Below are 24,008 nucleotides of genomic sequence, written 5' to 3' on the forward strand. Positions count from 1 at the left end.
GCGGAAGGGGCGTTGCCGTGATCGAGCAGCCGGCGTACACCGGTTTCGGTTTCTCCGACGGGGAGTGGGGGCTGCTGGTCGGCCTGCCGCAGTCGGTGCTGACCGCGGCGAGCGCCGCCGAGTCCGACGGCACCCGCCGGACCATGGCGGAGAACGCGGCCGGGTTGGAGACCATCGGCGCGGGCCGGGAGTCGGCCAGCCCGCTGGTCGCCGCCGTGGCCGGCGAGATCGTGACCCAGGTCGGCGACCCCGAGGCCGGCGAGGAGCTGCCGGTCATCGCGCCCGCCGACCCGCAGGCGTACATCGACGACGTGCTGGTGCGGGCCGGTGAGGCGTCCGCGTTGCTGGCCGCCCGCGTCGACGAGGGCGAGGCCGGGGCGTACAAGCACTGGCTCGTGAAGATCGCGGACCAGGTGGTCGGCGCGGCGTCCAGCGGCGGTCTGCTGGGCATCGGCGGCGAGTCGATCAGCGACTCCGAACGGCGGTTCCGCGACCGGCTCGCCCACGTGCTCAACGACTGACGGAAGCGACGTCCGGCGACGGCGTGCCGGTCGGCTCGGCGGCGAGTGCCGCGGGGTCGGCCGGTCGGACGCCGCGCAGCGTCAGCAGCGCGGTCGCCGCGCCCAGGACCATCGCCACCATGGCGGCGACCGCGGCGAGGTGCAGCCCGTCGGTGAAGGCGAACCGGGCCGCGTGCAGTACGGCGTCGCCCGCCTGTTCCGGCAGTCCCCGCGTCATGGCGAGCGCGCCGCCCAGCGTCTCGCCGGCCGCGTCGCGGGCATCGCTCGGCAGCCCGGCCGGCAGTTCGTCGAGGACCCCGCGGCGGTAGATCGCGGCGCCCACGCTGCCCAGGATGGCCATTCCCAGCGCGCCGCCCAGCTCGCTGCTGGACTCGGTCAACGCGGAGGCGACACCGGCCTGCTCCGGCGGCGCCGCGCCGAGCACCAGCTCGGTGACGAGAGACATCACCATCACGAGGCCGCCCGCGTACACGCTGGCGCCGAGCAGCAGCAGCCAGAGCGGCGTCTCGGGCGTGACGCGGGTCAGCACCGCGAAGCCGAGCACGGCGATCACGAAGCCCGCGGCGATCAGGTACGCCCGCTCGACGCGCTGGGCGAGCGCGGCGGCCGCCGGGGCGACGCCGCCCACGGCCAGCGACGGTACGAGGCTCCACAGTGCCGCCCGCAGCGGGCTCAGCCCGAGGACCAACTGCAGGTGTTGGGTGGTGAAGATGGCGAACCCGACGAGGGCGAACATCGCGAGCAGGTTGACCGCGAGCGACCCCGCGAAGCCGTGGCGGCGGAACAGCGCCAGGTCGATCATCGGGTACGCCCGGGTCCGCTGCCGGTGCAGGAAGAGCGCCCCGACGAGCAGCCCGGCGACGACGGCCAGCACCCGCGTCGCGCTGACGCCGTCGCGGGCCATCTCCTTGATGCCGTAGATCACCGGCAGCAGGGTGCCGAGCGACAGCGCCGCGCTGACCAGGTCGAACCGCCCGCGCGCCGGGTTGCGGAACTCGGGCACCAGGACGGGGGCGAGCAGGAGCAGCAGCAGCATCGCCGGGACGTTGATCAGGAAGATGGAGCCCCACCAGAAGTGCTCCAGCAGCACGCCACTGAGCACCGGGCCGATGGCGATGCCGCCGGTGAGCGTGGCGGTCCAGATGCCGATCGCGGTGCCCCGCTGCTTGGCGTCGTGGAACATGTTGCGCACCAGGGCGAGCGTGGACGGCATCAGGGTGGCCCCGCCGACGCCGAGCACGGCACGCGCGGCGATCAGGGTCTCGGCGCTGTCGGCGTACGCGGCGAGCAGGGAGGCAGCCCCAAACGCGGTCGCGCCGAGCAGCAGGAGCCGACGGCGGCCGATCCGGTCACCCAGGGCGCCCATGGTGATCAGCAGTCCAGCCAGCACGAAGCCGTAGATGTCGAAGATCCAGAGTTGCTGGGTGGCGCTGGGCCGCAGCTCCTCGCTGATGAACGGGACGGCGAAGTAGAGCACCGACACGTCCATCGACACCAGGAGCAGCGGCAGCATCAGCACCGCGAATCCGATCCATTCCCGCCGGCCCGCGCGGGGTGCCGGTGCGGTCGTCACTGTCATGGAGACTCCTTCTGCGTATGTCGTACGCTTTAATGCGTAGACCATACGCAGAACTAGGATGGCGGGGCAAGGAGGAAATGTGGCGAAGACGAAAGACGACAGCGGCCCGGCGCTTCCGCCGGCCATTGAGAGCGCCTGGGGGTTGCGGGAGCGGCCACCCAAGGGCCCCCGGCCGGGCCTCACCGTGCCCGCCATCGTCGACGCCGCCGTACGGGTCGCCGACGCCGACGGCCTGGCGGCCGTGTCGATGAGCCGGGTGGCCAAGGAACTCGGCGCGGCCACCATGGCCCTCTACCGGCACGTCGGCTCCAAGGACGACCTGCTGACGCTCATGGTGGACGCCGGGTACGGCCCCTCACCCGGCCCGGCGACGCCGGAGGACGACTGGCGCGCCAACCTGACCCGCTGGGCCTGGGCCGAACACGACGCGCTGCGGCGACGTCCTTGGCTGCTGCACATACCGATCACCGGGCCGCCGATGACACCTCAGCAGCTCGGCTGGATGGAGGACGGGCTCGGATGTCTCGACGGCACTCCCCTGCCCGAGAGCGAGAAGATGTCGATCCTGCTGCTCGTCACCGGGTACGTCCGCAACGAGGCGATGCTCACCAACCAGATCGCCGAGGGCAGCCGGGCCGCCGGTGTCGAGCCGGGCGAGTTGATGCCGGCGTACGGCGCGATGGTGGCGCGACTGATCGACCCGGGCCGCTTCCCGGCGCTGACGCGAGTGCTCGATGCCGGAGTCCTCAACCAGGACGATGGCCCGGACGACGAGTTCACGTTCGGCCTGGATCGGATCCTCGACGGCGTCGAGGCCCTGATCGCCCACCGGACGGCGTGAGGGGGCGCGGATGCTGGTCACGAACACCATCGACACCACCGTCCTGCCGCCCGCTGAGCGGTTCGGGATGTGGCTGGACCTGGTGGCGCGCACGTCCGTGCCGTTGCGGATGGAGTCCCCGTACGCCGACGACTTCGCCGCCCGGGCCGAATTCATCGACCTCGGCGCGATCCAACTGGTCAAGTACCAGTACCCCTCACTCGATGCCACCCGCAAGCTGATCCGACAGTCGGACCCGGAGCTGTACATACTCGCCTTCACCACCAGCGGGGTCGGCACGTCCAGTCAGGACGGTCGGCGCAGCGACATCCTGGCCGGCGAGTTCACCTTCTACGACGCGTCGCGCCCGCACGACGTCTGTCACCACGCGAGCGAGCCGGGACGAACCCAGGCCACCTCGATCACCACGCTGATCCCGCACTCCGCGCTTCCGTTGCCGCCGAAGCGGATGGCCGCGCTCTACGGCGGCCGGATGTCCGGCAGCGAAGGGCTCGGGGCGCTGCTGGCGCAGTTCCTGATCCAGGTGACCGGGCACCCCGAGCAGTACCAGACCGCCGACGCCGGCCGGCTCGGCGCCGTGGGGCTCGACCTGGCCACCACCCTGCTCGGCCGGAACCTGGTCGCCGAGGACGACGTCCCGACCGAGGTCCGCCGCCGGGCGCTGGTCACCCAGGTGCACGCGTACGTCCACCGCCACCTGGGCGACGCCACGCTCGGCCCGCAGATCGTCGCGGACGCCCACCACATCTCGCTGCGGACGCTGCACCGCCTGTTCGAAGCCGAGAACAGCACGGTCGCGACGTACATCCGCGACCTTCGGCTGGCCCGGTGCCGGCGGGACCTCACCGATCCGACACTGCGCACCCAGCCCGTGCAGGTCATCGCCGCACGTTGGGGGTTCGGCGACAAGGCCCACTTCAGCCGGGTGTTCAAGGCCGCGTACGGGGTGAGCCCGCAGGCGTTTCGCGACGGCGAGCCAGGTGCGGCGCGGGACGTCAACCGCCTGGCATCCAGAGTCAACTCCTCTTCGGCAGACTGACGATCGACGCGGCAGAGGCGGCGCCCGCGCACCCGGGCCCGCTTCGGTCGCGAACGGGGGCCGTGGCGAGGCGCCCGCCGCAGCACGCGGCGGGCGGCCGCCCGGTGCCGCCCCCGGCCCAGGCTCCGGCCCCGTCGCTTCCCCCCCAGGATCGTCGGCGGGGCCGGTCAGGCCTACTCGAGCAGCTCCAACACGACCCGCTCGACCTCCTCGCGGGGGGCGTCCGCGTCGATCGGCACCACCACCCCGTCCTGGTAGAGATCGACGACCCGCGGGTCCACGTAGGACGTGCGCGCCACCGTCGGTGTGTTGCCCAGCAGCTCCGCCACCGCGCGCATCACCCCCGCCACCGCCCTGCGCCGAGCGGTGACCGAGCGGGCCGGGTCGGCGGCGGCCAGCTCGGCCGCCGCGAGCACGGTGGCGTGCCAGGTGCGGAAGTCCTTGGCGGTCATCTCGCCGCCACTGGCGTCGCGCAGGTAGCCGTTGACCTCGTCGCTGCGCACGTCCCGCCACTGGAGGCCGTCCCAGTAGCCGAACAGCCGGTCCGCCGTGCGGCGACGACGGCGCAGGTTGACCAGCACCTCACACAGCTGCGGGTCCTCGATCCGGCGTACCTGCTCGATGCCGCCCTTCGCGGGGAACTCGAAGACCACACAGCCGCCCCGGGTCCGCACGTGCTCCGGGCGCAGGGTGGACACCCCGAACGTCGGGTCGTCGCCGGCCGCGTACTGGTCGCTGCCGACCCGGAACATCCCCATGTCGAGCAGGCGGGCCACGGTGGCCAGCACCCGGTCACGAGTCAGCCCCCGGCTGCCCAGGTCCTGCCCCACCCGCTCACGCAGCACCGGCAGCCGTCGGGCCACCTCCAGCATGTGGTCGAACTTCGCCGCGTCCTGCTTCTCCCGCCACACCGGGTGGTACAGGTACTGCTTGCGCCCGGCCGCGTCGATACCGATCGCCTGGATGTGGCCGTTCGGATGCGGCGCGATCCACACGTCCTGCCAGGCAGGAGGGATCACGAGGTCGTTCAACCGCGCCCGGGTGGCCGGATCACGCACGACGGCACCACTCGGGTCGACGAAGGTCCAGCCCTTACCGCGCCGGCGTCGCCCGTAACCGGGCCGACCCGGATCGCTACGCCGCAACCGCACCGGAGACCCGCACCACCCTCTCCACCTCGTCCACGGCGGCCAGCACCTCGTCGAGAGGCAGAGCCGTCAATGTCGGGTGGCTTCCTACCCCGTCCCACCTGGGCCAATCCCCCTCGCCGACCCAGAGGGCCCGGTGTCGGGGCCGGTCCGGTGGAGGACCCCACGCCGCCGGGGGCACCGGCCCGAAGAGCACCACCGACGCGGTCCCGTACGCGGTGGCCAGGTGCGCCACACCGGTGTCACCGCTGACCACCAGCCGGGCGTCGGCGACCAGCGCGGCCAACGCGCCGAGGTCGGTCCGGCCCGCCAGCACGGCTGCCGGCGGCAGACCGGCCGCCTCGGCCACCCGTCCGGCCAGCGCGCGTTCGTCGGCCGAGCCGGTGACCAGCACCCGGTGCCCCCGCTCGCGCAGCGCCCGGGCCAGCGCCGCGAACCGGTCGGCGGGCCACCGCTTGGCGGGAACGTTGCTACCCGGATGCAGCAGGGTCGCGCCGACCGGCAGGCCGACCGGCTCGGGCCGGCGCAGGCCCAGGTCGCGGCGGTCGGTGGGGATGTCGTACCAGGACAGCAGCCGGCACCAGCGGTCCACCTCGTGTTCGTCGTCGGCCCAGCGCGGGCCGTCGTCGAACCCGGCGACGGCGTTGGCGAAGGCGAGGAGCCGCCCGGGACGGGCGGCGGTCAGCAGCCGGTGTGACTCCGGCCCGCGCCCGTGCAGGTTCACCGCGACCTCCGGGGCGCGGCCCGGCCGGACCGGCGCGTCCAGCCCGGCGGTGTCCACCAGCCGGTCGACCCCACCGACCAGGTCGACGAGCGGAGCCAGGCCGGCCGGCGCGGCGAGCGCCAGCTCCCGACCGGGGTACGCCGCCCGCAGCGCCCGCAGCGCGGGCACCGCGGTGACCAGGTCGCCGACGCCGAGGGCGCGCAGCACGAGGATCACGGGTACGACGTCTCCTGATCGGCGCACACGACCATCTCGCGTACGGCGCAGCCGGGCGGCTGCTGGAGCGCGAACATGACCGCAGCGGCCGTGTCGACGGGGTCGTTGAGGATGGCGTCCGGTCCCGGCTTGTACTGCGGGTCGCGTTCGTCGAAGAACGCGGTGCGCATCCCGCCCGGGATGAGCAGGGTGACCCCGACCTGACCGGCGAGCTCGGCGGCCAGCGCACGGGTGAACCCGACGACGCCGAACTTCGCCGCGCAGTACGCGGTGGCGTCGCCGACCGCCTTGACGCCCAGAGTGGAGGCGACCGTGACGATGCGCCCTGCGGAGGTCTGCAGGAACGGCAACGCGGCCCGGATCACCGCGGCCGTGGCCAGCAGGTCCACGGTGACGATCCGGTCCCAGGTCTCCCCCGGCACGTCGGCGAGGCGACCCGGCACGTCCATGCCGGCGGCCGTGACCACCGCGTCCAGGCCACCGGCCTGCTCGGCGAGGTGCCGGGTGGCCGCCTCGGCGGCGCGGGTGTCGGCGAGGTCGCACTCGGTCCAGTCCACGCCGTCGGCCGGCGGCTGCCGGTCCAGCACGAGCGGGCGGCCACCGGAGGCGGCCACCGCCGCGACCACCGCCGCGCCGAGTCCGCTGGAGCCGCCGGTGACCAGGACGGCTGGTCCGGCGTCGGGTCGCGTGGCGGTCATCGGGTCCGCTCCGGCATCGACGTGACCTCGGTGGTGACGCCGACCGGCGGCGGCTCACCGCCCGCGCCGACGGCCTGCCCGGCGGCGGAACGCGCGATGAGGTCGCTGGTGGAGCAACCGTCCAGGTACGGCACCACCACCGTGTTCCCGCCCCACCGGCGCAGCACCTCCGCCTCGGGCAGCGTGGCCGCGTCGCCGACACCGCTCGCGTAGTCGCCGCCCTTGACCCAGACGTCGGGGCGTACCCAGGACAGCACCGCCTCGGGCGTCGGCTCGTCGAAGACGACGACGGCGTCGACGCAGCTCAGGGCCGCCAGCAGCCGGGCGCGGTCGCCCTCGGGCAGCACCGGCCGCTGCGGCCCCTTCAACCCGGCGACGCTGTCGTCGGAGTTCACGCAGACGATCAGGCAGTCGCCGAGCTGCCGGGCGGCCTGCAACGTCGCCACGTGCCCGGCGTGCAGCAGGTCGAAGCAACCTCCGGTGGCCACCACCGTGCCGCCGTCGCCCCGTACCTCGGCGAGGAGCGCGGCGACCGCCGCCACACCCACCCGCTCGCCGCCGGGCTGGCTCGTGCCCCAGCGCGAGCCGCGCGGGCCCGCCTCGGCGCGCACGCCGACCGCCCGTTCGGGGGCCGGCAGGGCCGTGGCCACTCCCCCGCCCGCCACGTACGCGGACGCCTCGGCGACCGCCGCCTGCACCGCCTCGGAGACGAGCGCGCCCTGTGCCAGTGCGAGACCGGCGGCCGCGGCGAACCGGTCACCCGCCCCACAGGTGTCGCCCTCGGCGCTGCCTGCGGTGGGCACCACCAGCGGCGTCGATCCGGCGTGGCAGAGCAACGCGCCGTCCCCGCCCAGCGTCACCGCAACCGCACCCGCCCGCCACCGTCGACGCAGCCCCTGCGCGCCCTGGGATGCGGTGGCGAGGCGGGACGCGCCGGGCACCGTCGGGACCAGCTCGCGTACCTCGGACTCGTTCGGGGTGACGAGGTGCACGCCGGGCACCGCCGCCGGCCCGCGCGGGTGCGGATCCCAGACGACCGGCGCACGGGTGGCGGCCAGCGCGGCGCGCAGCGCGGGCTGCCGGGCCACCCCCCGGCCGTAGTCGCTGACCAGCACCGCCGACGCGGCGGCGAGCACCCGCAGCACCTCGTCGGAGGGCTGGCCCGGTTCACCGGAGGCGCCGCCCCGGTCGTGGCGCAGCAGCACCCGACCCCGGGCCCGCAGTCGGATCTTCTCCGGCGTCGCGCCGGAGAGAGCCAGCGGGTACACCCGCACGCCGGCGGCGGCGAGCAGCGCGCTGAGCCGCGCGCCCCCGGCGTCGTCGGCGAGCGCGGTGACCAGCACCACGTCGGCCCCCTGCGACGCCGCGAAGACCGCCGCCAGGCCGGCGCCACCGGGCCGGTCGACGGCCGAGGTCTCGTCGAGCACCGGCACCGGGGAGTCCGGGCAGAGGCGGTTCACCAGCCCCTCCACGTCCCGGTCGAGCAGAGTGTCCCCGACGACCACCACGGGTCCCCTCACGCTTTCCTCCTCATCCTCACGCGTCGATCTGCTGTGCGGCCGGGCCGTCGAGCACCACCTCGACCCCGCTGCGTACCGGCTCGGACGCGAGCCGACCGGCCGTCGCGGGCTCGGTGGCGGCCAGCGCCACGGGCAGTTCCTTCTCGAGGTACTCGCAGATCAGATGACTGGTGACGAGATGCAGCTCCTGGACGACCTGCGTGTCGGCCGACGACACGGTGAGCGCCTCGTCGCAGGCGTCCGCGAGGGGGTTGGGTGCGGGTCCGGTGAGCGCCCAGGTGGTCAGGCCGGCGTCGCGCGCGGCGTGCGCGGCGGTGAGCAGGTTGTCGCTGGCGCCGCTGGTGCTGAGCAGCAGCAGCACGTCGCCGGGTCGACCGTGGGCCCGCACCTGACGGGCGTAGACGTCGGCGTAGCCGTAGTCGTTGGCGATGGCCGTCACGGCGCTGGTCTCGGCGTGCAGGGCGATCGCCGACAGCGGTTGGCGGTCGTCGTGCAGCTTGCCCACCAGCTCGGCCGTGAGGTGCTGGGCCTCGGCGGCGCTGCCGCCGTTGCCGGCGACGAGCAGCCGTCCGCCGCCGGCCAGCCGGTGCGCCAGGAGAGCGCCCCAGCGCGCCAACTGCGGCTCACACCGGCGGTACGGGCCCAGTGCCGCGGCGAGGTTGGTCAGGTGCTCCTCGAGCGGGCTGACCGCCGGCATCAGGCCACCACCCGGGTCGGCCGGCGTACGGCGGCGACCTCGTTGTAGACCTCGGTGAGGCGTTCGGCGGTGACCTGCCACGAGTAGCGCGACCGGGCCCGCTCGCGGGCCGCCGTGGCGTACCGGAAGCGGCGGATGCGGTCGTCGAGCAGCCCTCGGATCGCGGCGGCGAGGGCGTTGGGGTCGCGGGCCGGCACGAGGTCACCGGTCGTACCGTCGACGACGGTGTCGCGGATACCGCCCACGGCGGTGCCGACGACCGGCACGCCGCACGCCATCGCCTCCAGCGGGGTCAACCCGAACGGCTCGTACCAGGGGGCGGCGACCAGCAGGTCGGCCGAGCGGTACCAGCGGCCCATCTCCTCGCGGGGTACCGCGCCGACCAGGTGCACCCGGTCGGCGACCCCGCACGACTCGGCGAGGGCCCGCAGCCGCCGGGCGTACGGGTCGGTCTCCAGCAGCCCTTCGGGTGGCCCGCCCACCACGACGCACTCGGCGTCGGGCACCAGCGCCATCGCGCGGACGACCGTCTGGAAGCCCTTGCGCTCGACCAGCCGGCCCACGGTGAGGATGCGGGCGCGACCCGGCTCCCGGTCGGCGACCGGCCCGAGCGGGGCGAACGAGGAGAGGTTGACGCCGGAGGGCACGACAGTCATCCGGGACCGGGGCACCCCCATCCGGACCAGCTCGCCGACCTCGTCGCGGCACTGGGCGACCACCCGGTCCACCGAGCGGCCCAGCTCCCGTTCGTAGGCGATGCGCCGGGCCGGGCTGGTGTCCTGCACGCCCTGGTAGCGGCGTTTCACCGTACCCAGCGCGTGGTACGTCTGGACCACCGGCACGCCGGTCTGTCGTCCGGCGGTCAACGCGGCCAGGCCGCTCATCCAGAAGTGCGCGTGGATCACCTCGGGCGTCCAGTCCCCACCCCGCCACCGCTCGACGAGCCACCGACTGAACTCGCGCATGTGCGGCAGCAGCGCGTCCTTCGCCACCGGCTCGGCCGGTCCGGCCGGCACGTGCACCACGTCGTACCCGTCCGGGGCCCGAACGGTCACCGGCAGGTCGAGGGCGTCCCGGCGGGTGTACACCCGTACCTCGTGCCCGGCGGCGACGAGCGCGGCGGACAGCTCGGCCACGTGGGTGTTCTGGCCGCCGGCGTCCTCGCCTCCGAGGATGGCGAGCGGGCTGGCGTGCTCCGAGATCATCGCGATCCGCATACTTCCTCCTCCAGCAGCCGGTCCCAGTCAGCGAGGAAACGGTCGAGGCCGTATCTGTCGCGCGCGGCGGCCTGGGCCGCCACGCCGGCCTGACGCGCGGCCGCCGGCTCGGCGATGAACCGGCGGGCGGCGTCGAGCAGGACGTCCATCCGGGTGGCGAGGGCGCCCGCCTCCGGAGGCACGGCGGTGACCGCCTCGGTGGTGGCGAGCGCGACGACCGGCATGCCGATCGCCATCGCCTCGATGAGGCTGAGCCCGAGGCTGGTCCAGCGGCACAGGTGCAGGTACGCCCGCCGGCGGGCCAGTTCGGCGTGCATCCGGTCCTGGGGCACGTCGTCGTGGCTGGTGAGCCGGTCGGCGGGCAGTCCGAGGTGGTCGGCGAGGCCCGCGACGCCCATGCCGAACACGTCCAGGGGCGCGATCTCGGCGAACTCGGGCAGCAGGTCCGTGCCGGTGACCCGTCCCCGCCGCACCGGCTCGTTGATCACGACGGCGAGCCGGTCCAGTTCACCCGTGTACGACACGGCCGGCGCGACGATGCCGTGGTCGATGACCCTGGTACGGGTCGCGCCGGTGTCCCAGAAGATCTGGTTGAACCCGGTGACGTGGGCGACGAGCAGGTCACCGCGGTCGGCCATCGGGTGTCGGGTGTTGGGGACGTCGCCCTTGGGGGTGTTGTGCTCGACGTAGATGGCGGGCACGTCGCGCCCGGGACGCCGTCCCAGCCACTGCTCGGCCAGGTCGATCTCCTCCGGGCGTTGCAGCACGACCAGATCGACGTCGGTGCCGGGCAGGTCGTCGGGGGCCACCTCGACGGCGCTGTCCGGCCACGGATAGGTGCGGGCGCGGCCGAGGCCGTACGGACCCCGGTCGGGTGTGGTGGGAATCAGGTAGCGGTGACTGCCGTGCACGAAGGACGTGGTCCAGGAGCCGTGCACGTGCCAGAGCAGGATGTTCATCGGATGCCACCGCCGCTGGCTGTCAGCGTCCGTACCGCCTCGACCACCTCGGCCGGGTCGACGCCGCTGAGGCACGGGTGCCCCGGGACCGGACAGGCCGCCGCCCGGGTGTCGCGGCAGGGCGCGTTCGCGTCGCCGAGCCGGACCGTGGGCACCCGGTAGGGCCCCCACTGCCCGAAGGGGACGGTCGGCGCGAACAAGCTCACGACCGGCACACCGGCCGCGGCGGCCAGGTGCGCGGGTCCGGTGTTCCCGACCACCACGGCGGCGGCGTCGGCGACGAGCGCGGCCAGTCCGGCCAGGTCGGTCGTACCGCCCAGGTCGGTGCCGCCCGCCGCCGCGACCCGGGCGGTGACCGTGCGCTCGTCGGGTCCGCCGGTGACCAGCACCCGGTGCCCGGCCGCCGTCAGCGCGGCGGCGATCCGCGCCGCCAGCTCGGTCGGACAGGCCCGACTCGACGCGGCCGAGCCGGGATGCAGCACCACGTAGCCGGGGTCACCGACGGCGGCCGGGCGGGGCGCCACGGCGTCGTCGCGGAGCCGCAGCACGGGTTCGTCGCCGGCGGGCAACCGGTAGCCGGCCGCGGCGGCGAGGGAGAGCGCGCGCTCGGGTTCGGGAACGCCCACCGGCACCCGGTGGCGGATGTCCACAAGCGCGCCCGGGTAGTCGTCGCTGATCGCGGCGATCCGGGTGATCCCGGCCATGCGCAGCAGCAGCGCCAGCGGCAGGGCGGACTGGTGGAACGAGGTGAACACCACCGCCTCGTCCGCGCCGACGGCCCCGAGGCGGGCGGTCAGGCGGCGCATGGCGTCAGGGTCGACCGGTGCGGGTGCGGGATCGATCCACGGCAGCGGGTGTTCGATGATCTCGTCGATGCCGGGCAACAGCTCGGCGGCGGCACGTCCACGGGGGCCGCAGAGCAGCACCACCCGCTGCGCGCCGGCCGCGACCGCGCGGATCGCGGGCCCGGTGACGAGCACGTCCCCGGCCGAGTCGGAGCGCACCACCAGCGCCGTACCCACCTTGTCGGCGGTCCGCGCGGGTCGCACGGCCCGCTGACGGCGCAGGATCTCGTCCACCGCGGACGGGAGGTCGGTCGCCACCCAGCCGGCGGCGGCGATCTCCTCCGGCCGCGTCACGGGGGTGGGCACCAGCACCCCGGCCGCGCCGGCGGCCAGCGCCGCGCCCACGTCACGGCCGATGTCACCCACCAGCACGCAGCGCGACGCACTCGTGCCCAGCTCCCGGGCGGCGGCGTGCACCAGACCGGGCGCCGGCTTACGGCAGTCGCAGCCGTCGGCGTCGTCGTGCGGGCAGACCAGCCAGGCGTCGAAGCCACCGAGCAGCTCCTCGACGCGGGCGTGCACCGCCCGCATCTGCTCCTCGTCGAAGTAGCCCCGGGCCAGGCCCGACTGGTTGGTCACCACCGCCAGGCGCAGGCCGGCAGCCCGCAACCGGTCCAGCGCCGCCCGCGCCCCCGGCAGCGGGCGTACCTTCTCCGGGTCGGCGTTGTACGGCACGTCCTCGATCAGGGTGCCGTCACGGTCGAGCAGGACCGCGTCGTACAGGACGCCTGCGTCGGATCCGCGACCAACCTGGCCAGCACCGGCGTACACCCGGGCTGACCTGCGCTGATACGGATCCTCCTGGTCCTGTCGCACAGCCGGCGGGTTCCCGGCGCCCGAAGGAGTAAACGTCGTCGTCAGCGCCGTGGGCCACGCCGCCGGCGGTGCCCCAGGTCGGCCTTACCCACCGCCTCCGAGAAGCTAACCCGTCGGCCCGTTAGCCGCCGTCGGGGCGCGGGTATGGGAGTCCAGTGGCGATAGTGGAGAAAGTGATCGACGCTCCCCCGCAGCAGGTGTTCGACGTCCTGGCCGACGGGTGGACGTACAGCGACTGGGTGGTCGGGACGGCGCACGTGCGCGACGTGGACGACGCCTGGCCGCGCGTGGGCAGCCAGCTGCACCACCGGGCCGGGCCGTGGCCGTTCTCGTTGCAGGACGCCTCGACCGTGCTGGTCTGCGAGCCGCCGCACCGGCTGGTGCTGCGCGCCGGTCTGTGGCCGGCCGGCGAGGCGATCGTGGCGTTCACCCTGGAGCCCGTCGACGAGGGCGCTACCCGCGTCCGTATCGGTGAGGACTTCGCGGCCGGCCCGCTGCGCTGGGTCCAGAACAAGGCCAACGACCTCGTGCTGCACCTGCGGAACCGGGAGACGCTGGACCGACTCTCCGACATCGCCGTCCGACGGAAGATCTCCCGGTGACGCGGACGGTGGTGGTGACCGGCGCGCTGCGCTGAGGGTGTCGCCACCAGCGGTCGGCCCGACGGACGGGGAGCCTTTTCAATCCGGGTCGGGCAACTGGCTACCCTCTGGGGTAGCCGTGTCCGCAAACCGAGGATGTCCGACATGATCGAGCCCGTCCAGCTGCCGTCGCCGTGGCGAGACGCACACCTGACAGTCGTCGTACCCACCTACAACGAGGCGGGCAACCTGCCGGCGCTGGTCGAGCGGCTGCTCGCGCTGCCGCTGCCGGGACTGCGCATCCTCGTCGCCGACGACAACTCCCCCGACGGCACCGGGGAGGTGGCCGACAAGCTGGCCATCGAGTACCCGGAGCGGATCGAGGTGATGCACCGGGCCGGCAAGGAGGGCCTGGGCCGGGCGTACGTCGACGGCATGACCCGGGCGATCGAGGGCGGGGCCGAGTTCGTGGCCCAGATGGACGCCGACCTGTCGCACCCGCCGGAGGCGCTGCCGGGGATGCTGGGCGCGCTGCTCTCCACCCAGGCCGGCGTGGTGATCGGTTCCCGGTACGTGCCGGGTGGCGAGCTGGACGAGAACTGGCCGCTGTACCGCCGGGCGCTCAGCGGCTGGGCGAACCTCTACGTGCACACGCTGCTGCGGGTGCGCATCCGTGACCTGACCGCCGGCTTCAAGATCTGGCGGGCCGACGCGCTGAGGGACATCGGCCTGGACCGGGTGCAGTCCAACGGCTACAGCTTCCAGGTGGAGATGCACTATCTGGCCACCAAGCTCGGGCACACGATCCTGGAGGTCCCGATCCGCTTCGAGGAGCGGCGTGACGGCGTCTCCAAGATGACCACCGCGACCAAGGTCGAGAGCGCGCTGATGCCGTTCCGCCTGCGCAGCAAGCACCGCAACATCACGTCCTGACGGCTCTTCCCACCATTGATCAAGAGGTTCGCGCCAGATTCCGGCTCGCCGGTGACGCGAACCTCTTGATCACCGCGTCAGGTCGGGGGGTAGACCGCTCGATGGGCGGTGGAGATCGCCGCCGCGTAGGCGCGCCCGGTCAGGGCGCGGTCGCGGGCCAGGGCCGCGCGGGCCGCGTTCGCGCCCGGTGCACCGTGCACCCCACCGCCCGGGTGCGCTGAGGAACTGGCCAGAAAGAGCCGGTCCACCGGGGTGTCCGCCCGGCCCAGGCCGGGAATCGGGCGCAGGAACAACTGTTGGTACGCGGCGGCGGTGCCTCCACCCAACGCGCCACCGACCAGGCTCGGGTCACCCTTCTCCAGGTCGGCGGGCCCGGCCACGTGCCGACCCACGATGAGCTGCCGGAAGCCCGGGGCCGCCGCTTCGAGCACGTCCTCCATGCGCTGCACGTGCCCGGCGATGTCCTCGGTTCGCCAGTTCTGCCGGAACGGCAGGTGGGTGTACGACCAGAGCGACTCGGTGCCCGGCGGCGAGTGGCTGGGGTCTGCCACGGACATCTGCCCGACCAGCAGGAACGGGTCGCGGGGCAGTTCGCTGCGGGCCAGCTCGCCGGCGTAGCGGGTCAGCCCGTCGAGGTCCGCGCCGAGATGCACCGTCCCCGCACCGGCGACGGCCCGGTTGGTCCACGGGACCGGAGCGGAGAGCGCCCAGTCGACCTTCAGCGTCGAGCCGTCCCACCGGAAGTGCGCCAGGTCCTCGACCAGCCGCGACGGCAGGGCCGCCGCACCGACGAGGTCGAGGTAGAGCGCCGGCGCCGGCACGTCGGCGAGGACGGCCCGCCGGGCCCGCCACAGCGTGCCGCCCTCGGTGCGTACGCCCACCGCCCGGCCGCGCGCGGTGAGCACCCGGTCGACCCGCGCGCCGTACAGGATGCGACCACCGCGTTCGGCGAGACGGTCCACCAGCGCGTCGGTGATCCGCCGTGCGCCGCCGTCGGGCACCGGCCAGCCGACCTGTTGGCCGAGCATGGCCAGCAGCCAGCCGTACACGCCGGAGCCGGCCTCCTCGGGGGACAGGTCGGTGTGCAGGGCGCACCCGGCGAGCAGCGCCGGCCCACCCGCGCCGTCGAACAGCTCGTCGCCCAGCTTGCGTACGGGCACCACGAGTCGGCGGGCGAGCCGCAGCGCTCCGGCGACCCGCAGCCGGCGTAGCAGGCCCAGCCCGCCGCGTACCGGCGGGAACGGAGTGGTGATCGTGGTCAGCATCGGCTCGGCCACGTCGAGCCAGTCGGTGTACGCGTTCAGCCAGCGCTTCCCGTCGCCGGGGGCGAACTGCTCCAACGAGGCGGCCGTGGCGTCCGGGTCCCGGTTGATCACCGCGGCCCGGCCGTCGGGCAACAGGTGTGCCAGCACGTCCGGCGCGTGCCGCCAGGACAGTCCGTAGCGGCCCAGGTCGAGACCGTCGAGCACCGGCGAGGCGTACCCGAGGGGGTAGAACGAGCTGTAGAGGTCGCTCAGATAGCCCGGCGCGGTCACCTCGGCCGACTGGACCGCGCCGCCGGGCACGGCGGTCGCCTCCAACACGACCACGTCCCACCCGGCGTCGGCCAGGAGGTTCGCCGCGACCAGGCCGTTGTGTCCGGCGCCGACGACGACGGCGTCCGCGCTCTGCGCGCCGGTGGTAGTCACCCGATCCGCCTACCCGGCGCGGAACCGGGCGAAACGCGTTTGTCTCGCCGGCGCTCGGGCATCCAGCGCCGCATGTACACGGTTGCGCAGCTGGTGGGCGGGGTGTGGGGCGCGGGCGGGGCCGGCGGCGAGCTGGTCGTGCACGATCCGGCGGACGGGGAACCGGTCACCTCGGCACCCATCGCAACGGCCGACGAGGTCGGTAAGGCGGCCCAGGCCGCGCGGGAGGCGGCCGACGAGTGGGCGGCGACCGCGCCGGCCGAGCGGGCGGCCGCGCTGCACCGGGCCGCGGACGCGGTCGCGGCGGTCACGGACGAGCTGACGGCGGCGGTGACCGCGGAGATGGGCAAGCCCCTCGCGGACGCCCGCGGCGGCGTCGAGGCGGGCATCGGCACCCTGCGACAGTACGCGGAACTCGCGCCGCTGCGCGGCGGGCGGACGCTGCACGGAGCTACCGACGCGGTGGACTTCATGACTCCGCAGCCGCGCGGCGTGGTGGCTGCGATCACCCCCTGGAACGACCCGGTGGCGGTGTCGTGCGGGCTGCTCGGCGCGGCCCTGGTCACCGGCAACGTGGTGCTCTACAAGCCGAGCGAGCGGACGCCGGCGACGGGCTGGCTGTTGACCCGGGCCCTGGACGAGGCGCTACCGGCCGGTGTGCTGTCCCTGCTCACCGGAGGCCCGGAGGTCGGTGCGGCGCTGGCCGCACAGGACGTGGACGTGATCGCGCACGTCGGCTCCACCGCCACCGGGCGCAAGATCGCCGCGGCCGCTGCCCGTACCGGCGCGAAGGTGCTGCTGGAGAACGGCGGCAGCGACCCGCTGGTCGTCGACGCGGGTGTCGACCCCGGATGGGCGGCGGAACAGGCTGCGCTCGGCGCGTTCGCCAACGCCGGGCAGATCTGCGTCGCGGTGGAACGGATCTACGTACACCGCGATGTCGCCGACGACTTCGTGGCGGCGCTGGTGCGGCGGGCCGACGCGCTGCGGGTCGGGCCGGGTCGCGACCCGGGCACCGACCTGGGCCCGCTTGTCGACCGGCGGCACCGCGACCACGTGCACGGGCAGGTGACCGCAGCGGTGGCGGCCGGCGCACGGGTACGCACCGGCGGCGAGCTGCCGGACTCACCGGGGGCCTACTATCCGGCCACCGTGGTCACCGACTGCCGGCACGACATGGCACTGGTACGCGAGGAGACGTTCGGCCCGGTCGCCCCGGTGGTGGTGGTCGACTCCTTCGACGAGGCGCTGACCTGCGCGGCGGACTCCCCGTACGGGCTCGCGGCGACGGTGCTGACCGCGTCGATGAGCCATGCGCAGCGGGCCTGGCGGGAGCTGCCGGTGGGCACCGTGAAGATCAACGCGGTGTTCGGTGGGGCACCGGGCGGGGCCGCGCATCCGCGTCGGGCCAGCGGTCAGGGCTTCGGCTACGGCCCGGAGCTGCTGGACGAGTTCACGGCCACGAAGGCGGTGCACATCGAGGCGCCCGGCGGCGGGCGGTGGTGAGTGGAACGGCGGCGAGTGGATCGGTGGTGAGTGGAACGGCGGCGCACAGCACGGGGCGGGCGCAGGGGTGGCGCGTCCGCCCCGTGCCGCGCTGCGCGGGGATCAGTCGCCCCGAGCCTTGCGGGTCGCCCGGTCATTGGCCTTCTCGATGGCCGTGACCAGCTCCGACTTGGTCATGCTCGACCGGCCCGGCACGTCCAGCCTGCGGGCCACCGACATCAGGTGGTCCTTGCTGGCGTTGGCGTCCACCCCACCGGCGGTGGGTGCGCGTCGCTCCGGGCCACCGCCGGCGGCCTGGCTGTCGCTCGGGCCCTTGCGGCCCTTGGGCTCCCAGTGGTCGCCCACCTTCTCGAACTGGTGCTTCACCGCCGCGAAGGCGGTGCGGTGCGACCGCTCGCCCTCGCCGTAGGTCTCCACCGCCGAGTCGTGCGTCTTCTCCCAGGTGCGCTGCGCCTTGTCCGAGGAGCGTCGCAGCGTGCTGGGCATGTCCTCGCGCGCGGGCATCTCGTCCTCCTGAAGTGTCGACAGGGTGACGATGACCGTTCCCGGAGAGCGCGGCGGCAAACCCTAGCGGCCCCGGCGGGGCACCGGACGGGTTTGTCGATTTCCCGCTCCGGGTACCGGCCGCACCAGGCCCGACCGGACGACCGGTCATCCGGTGGCCGGGGCACAGGGAGCGGGCATGACGACCACGGAGCCCGGTACGACGCTCGGCGGTGGACAGGGCACGCGGGTGCCCCGCCGGGTCCGTCAACTGAGCTGGCGGACGTGGCGCGGGGTGCTGGTCCGCAGTGTGCGGAACTTCGTGAACGACAACTGCTCGGACTGGGCCGCCGCCCTCACCTACTACGGGGTGCTGGCTCTCTTTCCGTCGGCAATCGTGGTGGTGGCGCTGGTCGGCCTGGTCTCGTCGGGTGAGCGGACCCTCGACACCGTGGTCGACCTGGCCAACCAGGTGGGCGCCGGATCGGTGGTGGCCGACGAGGACGGCGGCGTGGTCGGGGTGATCCGCTCGGTGGTGCTCCAGCAGAGCAACACCAAGGTGCTGCTGAGCTTCGGTCTGCTCGGTGCCCTGTGGTCCGCGTCGGGTTTCATCGGCGCGTTCACCCGCGCGTCGAACGCCATCTACGGGGTGGACGAGGGCCGGCCCGTCTGGAGGCTGCGGCCGTTGCAGATCGGCCTGGCCGCGGTGACGCTGGTGCTGCTCGCGGTGGTCGCCCTCGCGCTGATCGTCAGCGGCCCGGTCACCGACGCGGTCGGCGACCTGATCAACGCCGGTGGCCTGGCTCGTACGGTGTGGAGCGTCGCGAAGTGGCCGGTGCTCGCCCTGGTGATGATGGTGCTGCTGTCGCTGCTGTTCTGGATCGCCCCGAACGTGCGCCAACCCCGCTTCCGCTGGCTCACCCCCGGTGGCGCGGTGGCCCTGCTCTCCTGGGCGGTGGTGTCCTTCGGTTTCGGCTTCTACGTCGCGAACTTCGCCACCTACAAGACCACCTACGGCAGCCTCGGCGCGGCCATCGCGTTCCTGGTCTGGCTCTACCTCTCGAACAGCGCCCTGATGCTCGGCGTGCAGATCAACGCCGAGGTGCAGCGCGGCCGGCAGTTGCAGGCGGGCGAGGAGGACCCGGACGGTCCGGTGCTGCCACCGCGCAGGGCCGCCGACGACTGACGGCCGGTTGTCCGCCCGGATGTCCGACCCGGGGGCCGGTTCGTGACCGGGTGCCGGTTTACCGGGCGGGGTGCCGGGTAGCGCAGAAGGCATGGAGCGTGGCAACAGCAAGCACGGACCGAGGATCGACGAGCAGATGAGCCAGGAGGTCAGCGGCCTCGTGCAGGGGCCGGGGACCGGTGGCTCTCGGGTCGACGAGTCCCGGGTGCCGGAGCCGGCCGGCGAGGACCAGCCGGAGACCACCACGGCACCGGCCGGCGATCTGCGCACCGGCACCCCGCAGGGGATGAGTTCCACCGACGTCGAGCAGCGCAGCCGGCTCGGCCGGTTCATCTCCATGAGCGCGCTGCCCGGCGACCGACTGGTGCTCATCGCCAGCGCCCGGGAGAACGAGGCGCCCGACGACATCGTGGCGGCGCTGGAACGGCTCCCCGAGGGCACCGAGTACCAGACGGTCTCCGAGGTGTGGGCCGCGCTCGGCAACAAGAACGAGACAACCCGCTGGTAGGGATCACCCCCGATCCGACCGGCAGCGGCCGAAGGAGGACTGACCGATGAGTGGCGTTACCGAACACGTCGACGTTTCCGTTCCCGTACGCACCGCGTACGACCAGTGGACGCAGTTCGAGGAGTTCCCGCAGTTCATGGAGGGTGTGCAGGAGGTCCGGCAGCTCTCCGAGACGATGACCCACTGGACGGTGGACATCGCCGGCGTGAAGCGCGAGTTCGACGCCGAGATCACCGAGCAGCTGCCCGACGAGCGGGTCGCGTGGCGCTCCACCGGCGGCACCCAGCAGGCCGGTGTGGTGACCTTCCACCGCCTGGACGAGAGCAAGACCCGGGTCACCCTCCAGCTCGAGTTCGAGCCGCACGGCGTGGTCGAGCAGGCCGGCGACAAGCTCGGCATCGTCGACCGGCGGGCCAAGGGTGACCTGGAGCGGTTCAAGACGTTCATCGAGCGGCGCGGTCAGGAGACCGGCGCCTGGCGTGGCTCGGTGGACCGACCGCAGCCGTGATCCTGAGCACCGACCGAGGATGGCCGCCGGGGTTCCCGGCGGCCATCGTCGTCTCCGGGGTCGGGTACCCGTTTGCGATCATCGCGCCCGGGTACCGCTGATGTCATGACGGACGACAGGGTGTGGCGGGACGAGGAACGGCTGCCGTTGGAGGAACTCGAACGCGCCGTGGCGGGCTCCAGCATCGACGGGCAGGCCGACGACGTGACCGGCAACGATGCGGGCGAGGAGGCCGCCTTCGGGCACGGGCCGGCGGCGACCGACCGCGGTGGTGAGGGAGGGCGGGAGCCGACCGACCCCGAGCGCGCCTACCGTCCGTCGACGACCGGTCGGACCGGCCCGGACAACGGGTAGTCCTCGCCGGGCGTACCGGGCCGGCCGGCGGACCCGGTCGACCGGCGCGCACCCAGCTCGTAGAGCACGATCAGCGCCAGCGAGAGCACCACCAGGGCCGGACCGAGCACCTGCACCGACACCTTGCTGATCAGCACGCCGAGCCCGGCCGGGACGAGCGCCGCGCCCAGGCCGGCCGCGCCGATCTGCAACCCGATGGCCCGGTCCGCGTGCGCCGCCCCGACCCGTTCGGCGGTGGTGAGGGTGAGCAGCGGGAAGACCGGCGCGGCGGCGAACCCGACGACGACCAGGCCGAGTACCGCCAGCACCGCCGAGCCGGGGACCGCGACCAGTGCGGCGCCGACGGCCATGCCGGCCAGGCTCACCCGCAGCACCAACCGGGGGCCGAGCCGTTCGGCGACCACGCCCTGCACCACCCGGCCGACGAAGAGACTCCCCCAGTACGCGGAGACGCAGCCGCCGGCCACCGCGGCGCTCAGGCCGCGCCCCTGGGTGAGCAGCAGGAACGCCCACAGGCCGGCGGACACCTCGATGGCGACGTACAGCGCGAAGGCCAGGGTCCCCGACCAGACGACCGGCAGCCGCAACGTCGCCAGGATCGGCACCCGCACCGGCGGCACGTCCTCGGGTGTGTGCGTTACCGACCCGGAGGCGGGATCACTGCGCCGCCACGCGCGTACCGTCAACGCGAACGCGGTGGCGAGGGCGAGCTGGGCGGCGGCCACGATGCCGTACCCCCACCGCCAGGCCAGCCCCGCGCTCAGCGCGGCCGTCATGATCAGCGGACCGATCGCCACGCCCAGGCCGAAAAAGGCGTGCAGCCAGTTCATGTGTCGCGGGCCGAACGCACCGGCGGCGTACGCGTTGAGCCCCGAGTCGATCGCGCCGGAGCCCAGCCCGAGCAGCAGCGCGCAGCCCACGATCACGGCCAGCCCGGGGCTCAGGGCGTACCCGGTCAGCGCGAGGCTGGCCAGCAGGGTGCTGCCGGCCAGCAGAGCGCCGACGCCGAGGCGGGCCAGGGTGAACCCGGCCAGCACGCTGGAGGTGAGGTAGCCGACGGTGCCCGCGGCGAGCAGCAGTCCGACGGCCTCGGTCGGTACGCCGAAGTCTGCCCGGATCGACGGCCAGCCGACGCCGAGCAGTCCGTCCGGCAGGCCGAGGCTGACGAACGCGAGGTAGGCCAGCAGGAGCAGCGCGGCGCGGGGTGGGGCGGGCGAGGTGGACATGGGTCAGCATCCTGCCGCAGCGCACCCTACCGCTGGCGGGGGCTGCCCGCCCGCCGCGACAAGAAGTGGTGTCCGGATGGTCGAGAAAGCGGACAGCTCAGTCAGAATCGGCCGATCGGGGGACGGCAAACGGCCTTGTTCGCGTAAGAATTTCGGGATGCATCAAGGCTCCGGAATCCTCTCCACGCGTCAGCGCCGTCTCGCCTGGCTCGGCTTCCTACTCGCCGCGCTGCAGGCGCCCGTGTCGGCCCGGCTCGTCTCCGACGACTCGTGGCTGTTCAGCGTCTGCGTCGCGCTGATGGTGGCGACCGTGATCATCGCCGACGACGCCGCCCGCCGCCGGCCGGCCAACGCCACCGGCGACTAGCCGGTCCCCTCGGCCGGTCGGGCCTCGTGTCCCGGCCGGCCCCGAGCGCGGCGGCGCTCTTTCATCTCCGCCTCGTACAGGTGCCGCCGCCCACCGACCAGCTCGTCGCGGGCCTGCTGGTCCAGCTCCCGGAACAGCGCGTGGTAGCCGTGAGCTTGCCCAACGCGGCGACCGTCTCGTCGCTGACCCCCGCTGGCCGCCGGTGCTGGTCGTTCGGCCCGTCCGCCCCCTGCGCCATCCGTGCTCCCGTGCTCTGTGCCACCCTGCGTCGTCGGGTGTCTCGTGCCCTGTCTGTGCCGGATCAACCCTCGCGGCCAGCCCCGACTCGTCCGGTGGCACACCCCACAAGCGCCGAGCGGCCGAGGCCGGTCGAACACCTGTCGGTTAGCCTCGGTCACCATGCGTGTGCCGTTCACCCGGGTCGCCTCCCCGACCGCCGTCGAGTCGGCGCGGTCCACCCTGGCCGCCCTCACCGTCTCCGTGGGCACCGCCGGCCTCACCGCCGCCGCGGCGCGCCCCGGGTTGCTGGCGCTGGTCGACCAGCACGCCGCCGCCGTCCGCGACAGCCTGGACGGGGACCGACGGCCGTTGACCGTCGCCACGCTCGCCGGCTACGCCGAGGGGGTACGCACCGCCGCCCTGGAGCACGGGTGGACGCCGCCACGGGGCCCGGTGGACTGGAGCGCGCCGGAGTGGCCGCTCGCCCGACTGGTCGCCGTCTGCGCGCTGGCCCGCTCGCTCGACCGTCACTGACACGCGGGAGGGGCGCCCACGCGTAGCGCGGACACCCCTCCCCTCGCACGATCACGCCCCGCTACGGGCGGTACTGCTGGGTTTCGTCGGCCGCACCGGACTGGTACGTGCCACGCCCACCGGCCACCGTCGACTGTTCGTCGACCCGGGGCATGGCCTGGGTCCGGTCGCCGCCGCGGTCGGCCATCTGCCGCTGCATGTCGCCCCGCCCGGCAGCGTTGGCCCGCCGGTGCTCCTGCACCGCCTGGGCCTCCCGGGCGGCCCGGTCCAGCCAGCCGTCCCAGCGGTTCTGCATCGGTTTCACCAGACCACCGCCGACGCCGACAATCAGGATACCGGCGACCGTGGCGAGGACCGCGATCAGCACCGGAGTGGTGACCGTGGTGGCGATGCCCACCTGGTTCAGCGCGGCGATCACGCCGAGCGCGATGATGAAGATCGCCGTCAGGTCGGCCAGGACCTTGCCGTACGAGAGTCCGCCCAGCGCCCCGGTGACCAGATCGCGGACGGCGTTGGCGATGGCGGCCGCGATCACCACGATGACGATCGCGATGAACGCGCGCGGCAGCCAGGACACCACGCCGCTGATCAGGTCACTGATCGCGTTGGGCCCCCAGACTCCGAAGGCGAACTGCAGGGTGAACAGCAGGACGGCGTAGTACGCCAACCTGGCCAGGATGTCGCTGGCGTCGTACTTCGTTCTCTCGAGTGCCCGTTTGATGCCTCCGCGTTCGACCGCTTCGTCGAAGCGCACCCGTTCCAACACCGCATCCACGATCTTGAGGACCGCTCTGGCGATGAGCCAGCCGACCACGAGGATGACGATGAAGGCCACTGCCTTCGGGATGAAGAGCAGCACCGACCTCCAGGTGTCGGCGATGGCATCGCCGATGTCGGCCTGTCGGACCGCGAGGGTTTTGAGCATGATGTCCCTCCTGTCGCGTGGACTGCGCCGGGCGCATACCCGGCCACCGGTACGGCAGTCCGTGCGGCTCACTGCCATTTTTCCGACAAGTCGACTAACAGAGGCCTTGACCTTCCCTAACAGCCACCGCGCGGGGGCGGGCCGCGACCCGCGCACATGATCGGATGCGG

Annotated in this window: 25 protein-coding genes; 12 read left to right on the forward strand and 13 right to left on the reverse strand. The window is 73.6% G+C overall.

The genetic code is table 11. The annotated features are described in order from the left end of the window. The first annotated feature begins 17 nt into the window (after positions 1–17). Positions 18–521, forward strand: a complete 504-nt coding sequence (locus tag ACGFH9_RS24375) for a hypothetical protein (RefSeq protein WP_355237693.1) — start codon at positions 18–20, stop codon at positions 519–521. Here the strand turns inward: ACGFH9_RS24375 and ACGFH9_RS24380 are convergent. Further along, a complete protein-coding gene (locus ACGFH9_RS24380; RefSeq protein WP_393223270.1) occupies positions 511–2,100 on the reverse strand; it encodes an MFS transporter in 1,590 nt (529 codons plus the stop codon). The genes ACGFH9_RS24375 and ACGFH9_RS24380 overlap by 11 nt on opposite strands. 79 nt (positions 2,101–2,179) lie before the next feature. Between ACGFH9_RS24380 and ACGFH9_RS24385 the strand changes: the two genes are divergently transcribed. After that, positions 2,180–2,941: a TetR/AcrR family transcriptional regulator gene (locus tag ACGFH9_RS24385; protein WP_393223273.1), complete on the forward strand. Its 762-nt coding sequence runs from the start codon at positions 2,180–2,182 to the stop codon at positions 2,939–2,941. A gap of 10 nt (positions 2,942–2,951) precedes the next feature. Further along, a complete protein-coding gene (locus tag ACGFH9_RS24390) occupies positions 2,952–3,980 on the forward strand; it encodes a helix-turn-helix domain-containing protein (RefSeq protein WP_393223276.1) in 1,029 nt (342 codons plus the stop codon). A gap of 173 nt (positions 3,981–4,153) precedes the next feature. Here the strand turns inward: ACGFH9_RS24390 and ACGFH9_RS24395 are convergent, their stop codons facing one another. The 8 genes from ACGFH9_RS24395 to ACGFH9_RS24430 are packed head-to-tail and all read right to left on the reverse strand — an operon-like array spanning position 4,154 to position 12,820. Next, the gene (locus ACGFH9_RS24395) at positions 4,154–5,131 is read right to left on the reverse strand and encodes a DNA topoisomerase IB (RefSeq protein ID WP_393223279.1); all 978 of its coding nucleotides are present in this window, start codon (positions 5,129–5,131) and stop codon (positions 4,154–4,156) included. Then, a complete protein-coding gene (locus ACGFH9_RS24400; protein WP_393223281.1) occupies positions 5,115–6,068 on the reverse strand; it encodes a glycosyltransferase family 9 protein in 954 nt (317 codons plus the stop codon). The genes ACGFH9_RS24395 and ACGFH9_RS24400 overlap by 17 nt, the downstream gene beginning before the upstream one ends. Next, positions 6,065–6,766, reverse strand: coding sequence for an SDR family oxidoreductase (locus tag ACGFH9_RS24405; protein WP_393223284.1), 702 nt, complete (start codon positions 6,764–6,766; stop codon positions 6,065–6,067). Before ACGFH9_RS24405 ends, ACGFH9_RS24400 begins: the two co-directional genes overlap by 4 nt. Continuing rightward, positions 6,763–8,286, reverse strand: coding sequence for a PfkB family carbohydrate kinase (locus tag ACGFH9_RS24410; RefSeq protein ID WP_393223287.1), 1,524 nt, complete (start codon positions 8,284–8,286; stop codon positions 6,763–6,765). The genes ACGFH9_RS24405 and ACGFH9_RS24410 overlap by 4 nt, the downstream gene beginning before the upstream one ends. Before the next feature lie 16 nt (positions 8,287–8,302). Continuing rightward, positions 8,303–8,986 carry an SIS domain-containing protein gene (locus ACGFH9_RS24415; RefSeq protein WP_393223371.1) on the reverse strand — a complete coding sequence of 228 codons (684 nt, stop codon included), beginning with the start codon at positions 8,984–8,986 and terminating at the stop codon, positions 8,303–8,305. Beyond that, complete coding sequence (locus ACGFH9_RS24420; RefSeq protein ID WP_393223290.1) at positions 8,983–10,200, reverse strand: glycosyltransferase; 1,218 nt, start codon at positions 10,198–10,200, stop codon at positions 8,983–8,985. Before ACGFH9_RS24420 ends, ACGFH9_RS24415 begins: the two co-directional genes overlap by 4 nt. Continuing rightward, positions 10,185–11,159, reverse strand: coding sequence for a glycosyltransferase (locus tag ACGFH9_RS24425; protein WP_393223294.1), 975 nt, complete (start codon positions 11,157–11,159; stop codon positions 10,185–10,187). Before ACGFH9_RS24425 ends, ACGFH9_RS24420 begins: the two co-directional genes overlap by 16 nt. Further along, complete coding sequence (locus tag ACGFH9_RS24430; protein ID WP_393223297.1) at positions 11,156–12,820, reverse strand: HAD-IIIA family hydrolase; 1,665 nt, start codon at positions 12,818–12,820, stop codon at positions 11,156–11,158. Before ACGFH9_RS24430 ends, ACGFH9_RS24425 begins: the two co-directional genes overlap by 4 nt. 173 nt (positions 12,821–12,993) lie before the next feature. Between ACGFH9_RS24430 and ACGFH9_RS24435 the strand changes: the two genes are divergently transcribed. Both ACGFH9_RS24435 and ACGFH9_RS24440 read left to right on the forward strand, forming a co-directional pair. Then, positions 12,994–13,422, forward strand: coding sequence for an SRPBCC family protein (locus ACGFH9_RS24435; RefSeq protein ID WP_393223299.1), 429 nt, complete (start codon positions 12,994–12,996; stop codon positions 13,420–13,422). Positions 13,423–13,566: 144 nt separating this feature from the next. Further along, positions 13,567–14,334, forward strand: a complete 768-nt coding sequence (locus ACGFH9_RS24440; protein ID WP_393223302.1) for a polyprenol monophosphomannose synthase — start codon at positions 13,567–13,569, stop codon at positions 14,332–14,334. 77 nt (positions 14,335–14,411) lie between these two features. Here ACGFH9_RS24440 and ACGFH9_RS24445 read toward each other — a convergent pair whose 3' ends face one another. Continuing rightward, positions 14,412–16,022 (reverse strand): phytoene desaturase family protein, encoded by a 1,611-nt coding sequence (locus ACGFH9_RS24445; RefSeq protein WP_393223305.1) that lies wholly within the window; start codon positions 16,020–16,022, stop codon positions 14,412–14,414. 72 nt (positions 16,023–16,094) lie between these two features. On the opposite strand from ACGFH9_RS24445, the gene ACGFH9_RS24450 reads away from it, so the two are divergent. Continuing rightward, positions 16,095–17,528, forward strand: a complete 1,434-nt coding sequence (locus ACGFH9_RS24450) for an aldehyde dehydrogenase family protein (protein WP_393223308.1) — start codon at positions 16,095–16,097, stop codon at positions 17,526–17,528. Between the two features lie 102 nt (positions 17,529–17,630). On the opposite strand, the gene ACGFH9_RS24455 is transcribed toward ACGFH9_RS24450, so the two are convergent. Then, positions 17,631–18,032 (reverse strand): ChaB family protein, encoded by a 402-nt coding sequence (locus ACGFH9_RS24455; RefSeq protein ID WP_393223311.1) that lies wholly within the window; start codon positions 18,030–18,032, stop codon positions 17,631–17,633. A 178-nt stretch (positions 18,033–18,210) separates the two neighbouring features. Here ACGFH9_RS24455 and ACGFH9_RS24460 point away from each other — a divergent pair, with 178 nt between their 5' ends. The 4 genes from ACGFH9_RS24460 (at position 18,211) to ACGFH9_RS24475 (ending at position 20,567) form a co-directional block, all read left to right on the forward strand. Beyond that, positions 18,211–19,197: a YihY/virulence factor BrkB family protein gene (locus ACGFH9_RS24460; protein ID WP_393223314.1), complete on the forward strand. Its 987-nt coding sequence runs from the start codon at positions 18,211–18,213 to the stop codon at positions 19,195–19,197. Between the two features lie 91 nt (positions 19,198–19,288). After that, on the forward strand, positions 19,289–19,705 hold the full coding sequence (locus tag ACGFH9_RS24465; protein ID WP_354860120.1) for a DUF2795 domain-containing protein: 417 nt from the start codon (positions 19,289–19,291) through the stop codon (positions 19,703–19,705). A 46-nt stretch (positions 19,706–19,751) separates the two neighbouring features. Next, on the forward strand, positions 19,752–20,213 hold the full coding sequence (locus ACGFH9_RS24470; protein ID WP_355237739.1) for an SRPBCC family protein: 462 nt from the start codon (positions 19,752–19,754) through the stop codon (positions 20,211–20,213). 105 nt (positions 20,214–20,318) lie between these two features. Next, positions 20,319–20,567 (forward strand): hypothetical protein, encoded by a 249-nt coding sequence (locus ACGFH9_RS24475; protein ID WP_355237742.1) that lies wholly within the window; start codon positions 20,319–20,321, stop codon positions 20,565–20,567. On the opposite strand, the gene ACGFH9_RS24480 is transcribed toward ACGFH9_RS24475, so the two are convergent. After that, positions 20,522–21,793: an MFS transporter gene (locus ACGFH9_RS24480; RefSeq protein WP_393223318.1), complete on the reverse strand. Its 1,272-nt coding sequence runs from the start codon at positions 21,791–21,793 to the stop codon at positions 20,522–20,524. The two genes, ACGFH9_RS24475 and ACGFH9_RS24480, sit on opposite strands and share 46 nt — an antisense overlap. 157 nt (positions 21,794–21,950) lie before the next feature. Here ACGFH9_RS24480 and ACGFH9_RS24485 point away from each other — a divergent pair, with 157 nt between their 5' ends. Together ACGFH9_RS24485 and ACGFH9_RS24490 are read left to right on the forward strand one after the other, a co-directional pair. Next, the gene (locus tag ACGFH9_RS24485; protein WP_393223320.1) at positions 21,951–22,160 is read left to right on the forward strand and encodes a hypothetical protein; all 210 of its coding nucleotides are present in this window, start codon (positions 21,951–21,953) and stop codon (positions 22,158–22,160) included. Between the two features lie 399 nt (positions 22,161–22,559). Continuing rightward, a complete protein-coding gene (locus ACGFH9_RS24490; protein ID WP_355618461.1) occupies positions 22,560–22,913 on the forward strand; it encodes a DUF6401 family natural product biosynthesis protein in 354 nt (117 codons plus the stop codon). Between the two features lie 61 nt (positions 22,914–22,974). Here the strand turns inward: ACGFH9_RS24490 and ACGFH9_RS24495 are convergent, their stop codons facing one another. After that, positions 22,975–23,838, reverse strand: coding sequence for a hypothetical protein (locus ACGFH9_RS24495; RefSeq protein ID WP_355237757.1), 864 nt, complete (start codon positions 23,836–23,838; stop codon positions 22,975–22,977). Positions 23,839–24,008 lie beyond the last annotated feature (170 nt).

This window comes from Micromonospora sp. NPDC049102, assembly GCF_043197485.1.
Taxonomy (GTDB): Bacteria; Actinomycetota; Actinomycetes; order Mycobacteriales; family Micromonosporaceae; genus Micromonospora.

Coding starts and splice junctions, on each gene's coding strand:
- ACGFH9_RS24380 (WP_393223270.1), bottom strand. CDS start 2,100: ATGACAGTGACGACCGCACCGGCACCCCGCGCGGGCCGGCGGGAATGG.
- ACGFH9_RS24390 (WP_393223276.1), top strand. CDS start 2,952: ATGCTGGTCACGAACACCATCGACACCACCGTCCTGCCGCCCGCTGAG.
- ACGFH9_RS24405 (WP_393223284.1), bottom strand. CDS start 6,766: ATGACCGCCACGCGACCCGACGCCGGACCAGCCGTCCTGGTCACCGGC.
- ACGFH9_RS24420 (WP_393223290.1), bottom strand. CDS start 10,200: ATGCGGATCGCGATGATCTCGGAGCACGCCAGCCCGCTCGCCATCCTC.
- ACGFH9_RS24425 (WP_393223294.1), bottom strand. CDS start 11,159: ATGAACATCCTGCTCTGGCACGTGCACGGCTCCTGGACCACGTCCTTC.
- ACGFH9_RS24440 (WP_393223302.1), top strand. CDS start 13,567: ATGATCGAGCCCGTCCAGCTGCCGTCGCCGTGGCGAGACGCACACCTG.
- ACGFH9_RS24450 (WP_393223308.1), top strand. CDS start 16,095: ATGTACACGGTTGCGCAGCTGGTGGGCGGGGTGTGGGGCGCGGGCGGG.
- ACGFH9_RS24455 (WP_393223311.1), bottom strand. CDS start 18,032: ATGCCCGCGCGCGAGGACATGCCCAGCACGCTGCGACGCTCCTCGGAC.
- ACGFH9_RS24460 (WP_393223314.1), top strand. CDS start 18,211: ATGACGACCACGGAGCCCGGTACGACGCTCGGCGGTGGACAGGGCACG.
- ACGFH9_RS24465 (WP_354860120.1), top strand. CDS start 19,289: ATGGAGCGTGGCAACAGCAAGCACGGACCGAGGATCGACGAGCAGATG.
- ACGFH9_RS24470 (WP_355237739.1), top strand. CDS start 19,752: ATGAGTGGCGTTACCGAACACGTCGACGTTTCCGTTCCCGTACGCACC.
- ACGFH9_RS24475 (WP_355237742.1), top strand. CDS start 20,319: ATGACGGACGACAGGGTGTGGCGGGACGAGGAACGGCTGCCGTTGGAG.
- ACGFH9_RS24480 (WP_393223318.1), bottom strand. CDS start 21,793: ATGTCCACCTCGCCCGCCCCACCCCGCGCCGCGCTGCTCCTGCTGGCC.
- ACGFH9_RS24485 (WP_393223320.1), top strand. CDS start 21,951: ATGCATCAAGGCTCCGGAATCCTCTCCACGCGTCAGCGCCGTCTCGCC.
- ACGFH9_RS24490 (WP_355618461.1), top strand. CDS start 22,560: ATGCGTGTGCCGTTCACCCGGGTCGCCTCCCCGACCGCCGTCGAGTCG.
- ACGFH9_RS24495 (WP_355237757.1), bottom strand. CDS start 23,838: ATGCTCAAAACCCTCGCGGTCCGACAGGCCGACATCGGCGATGCCATC.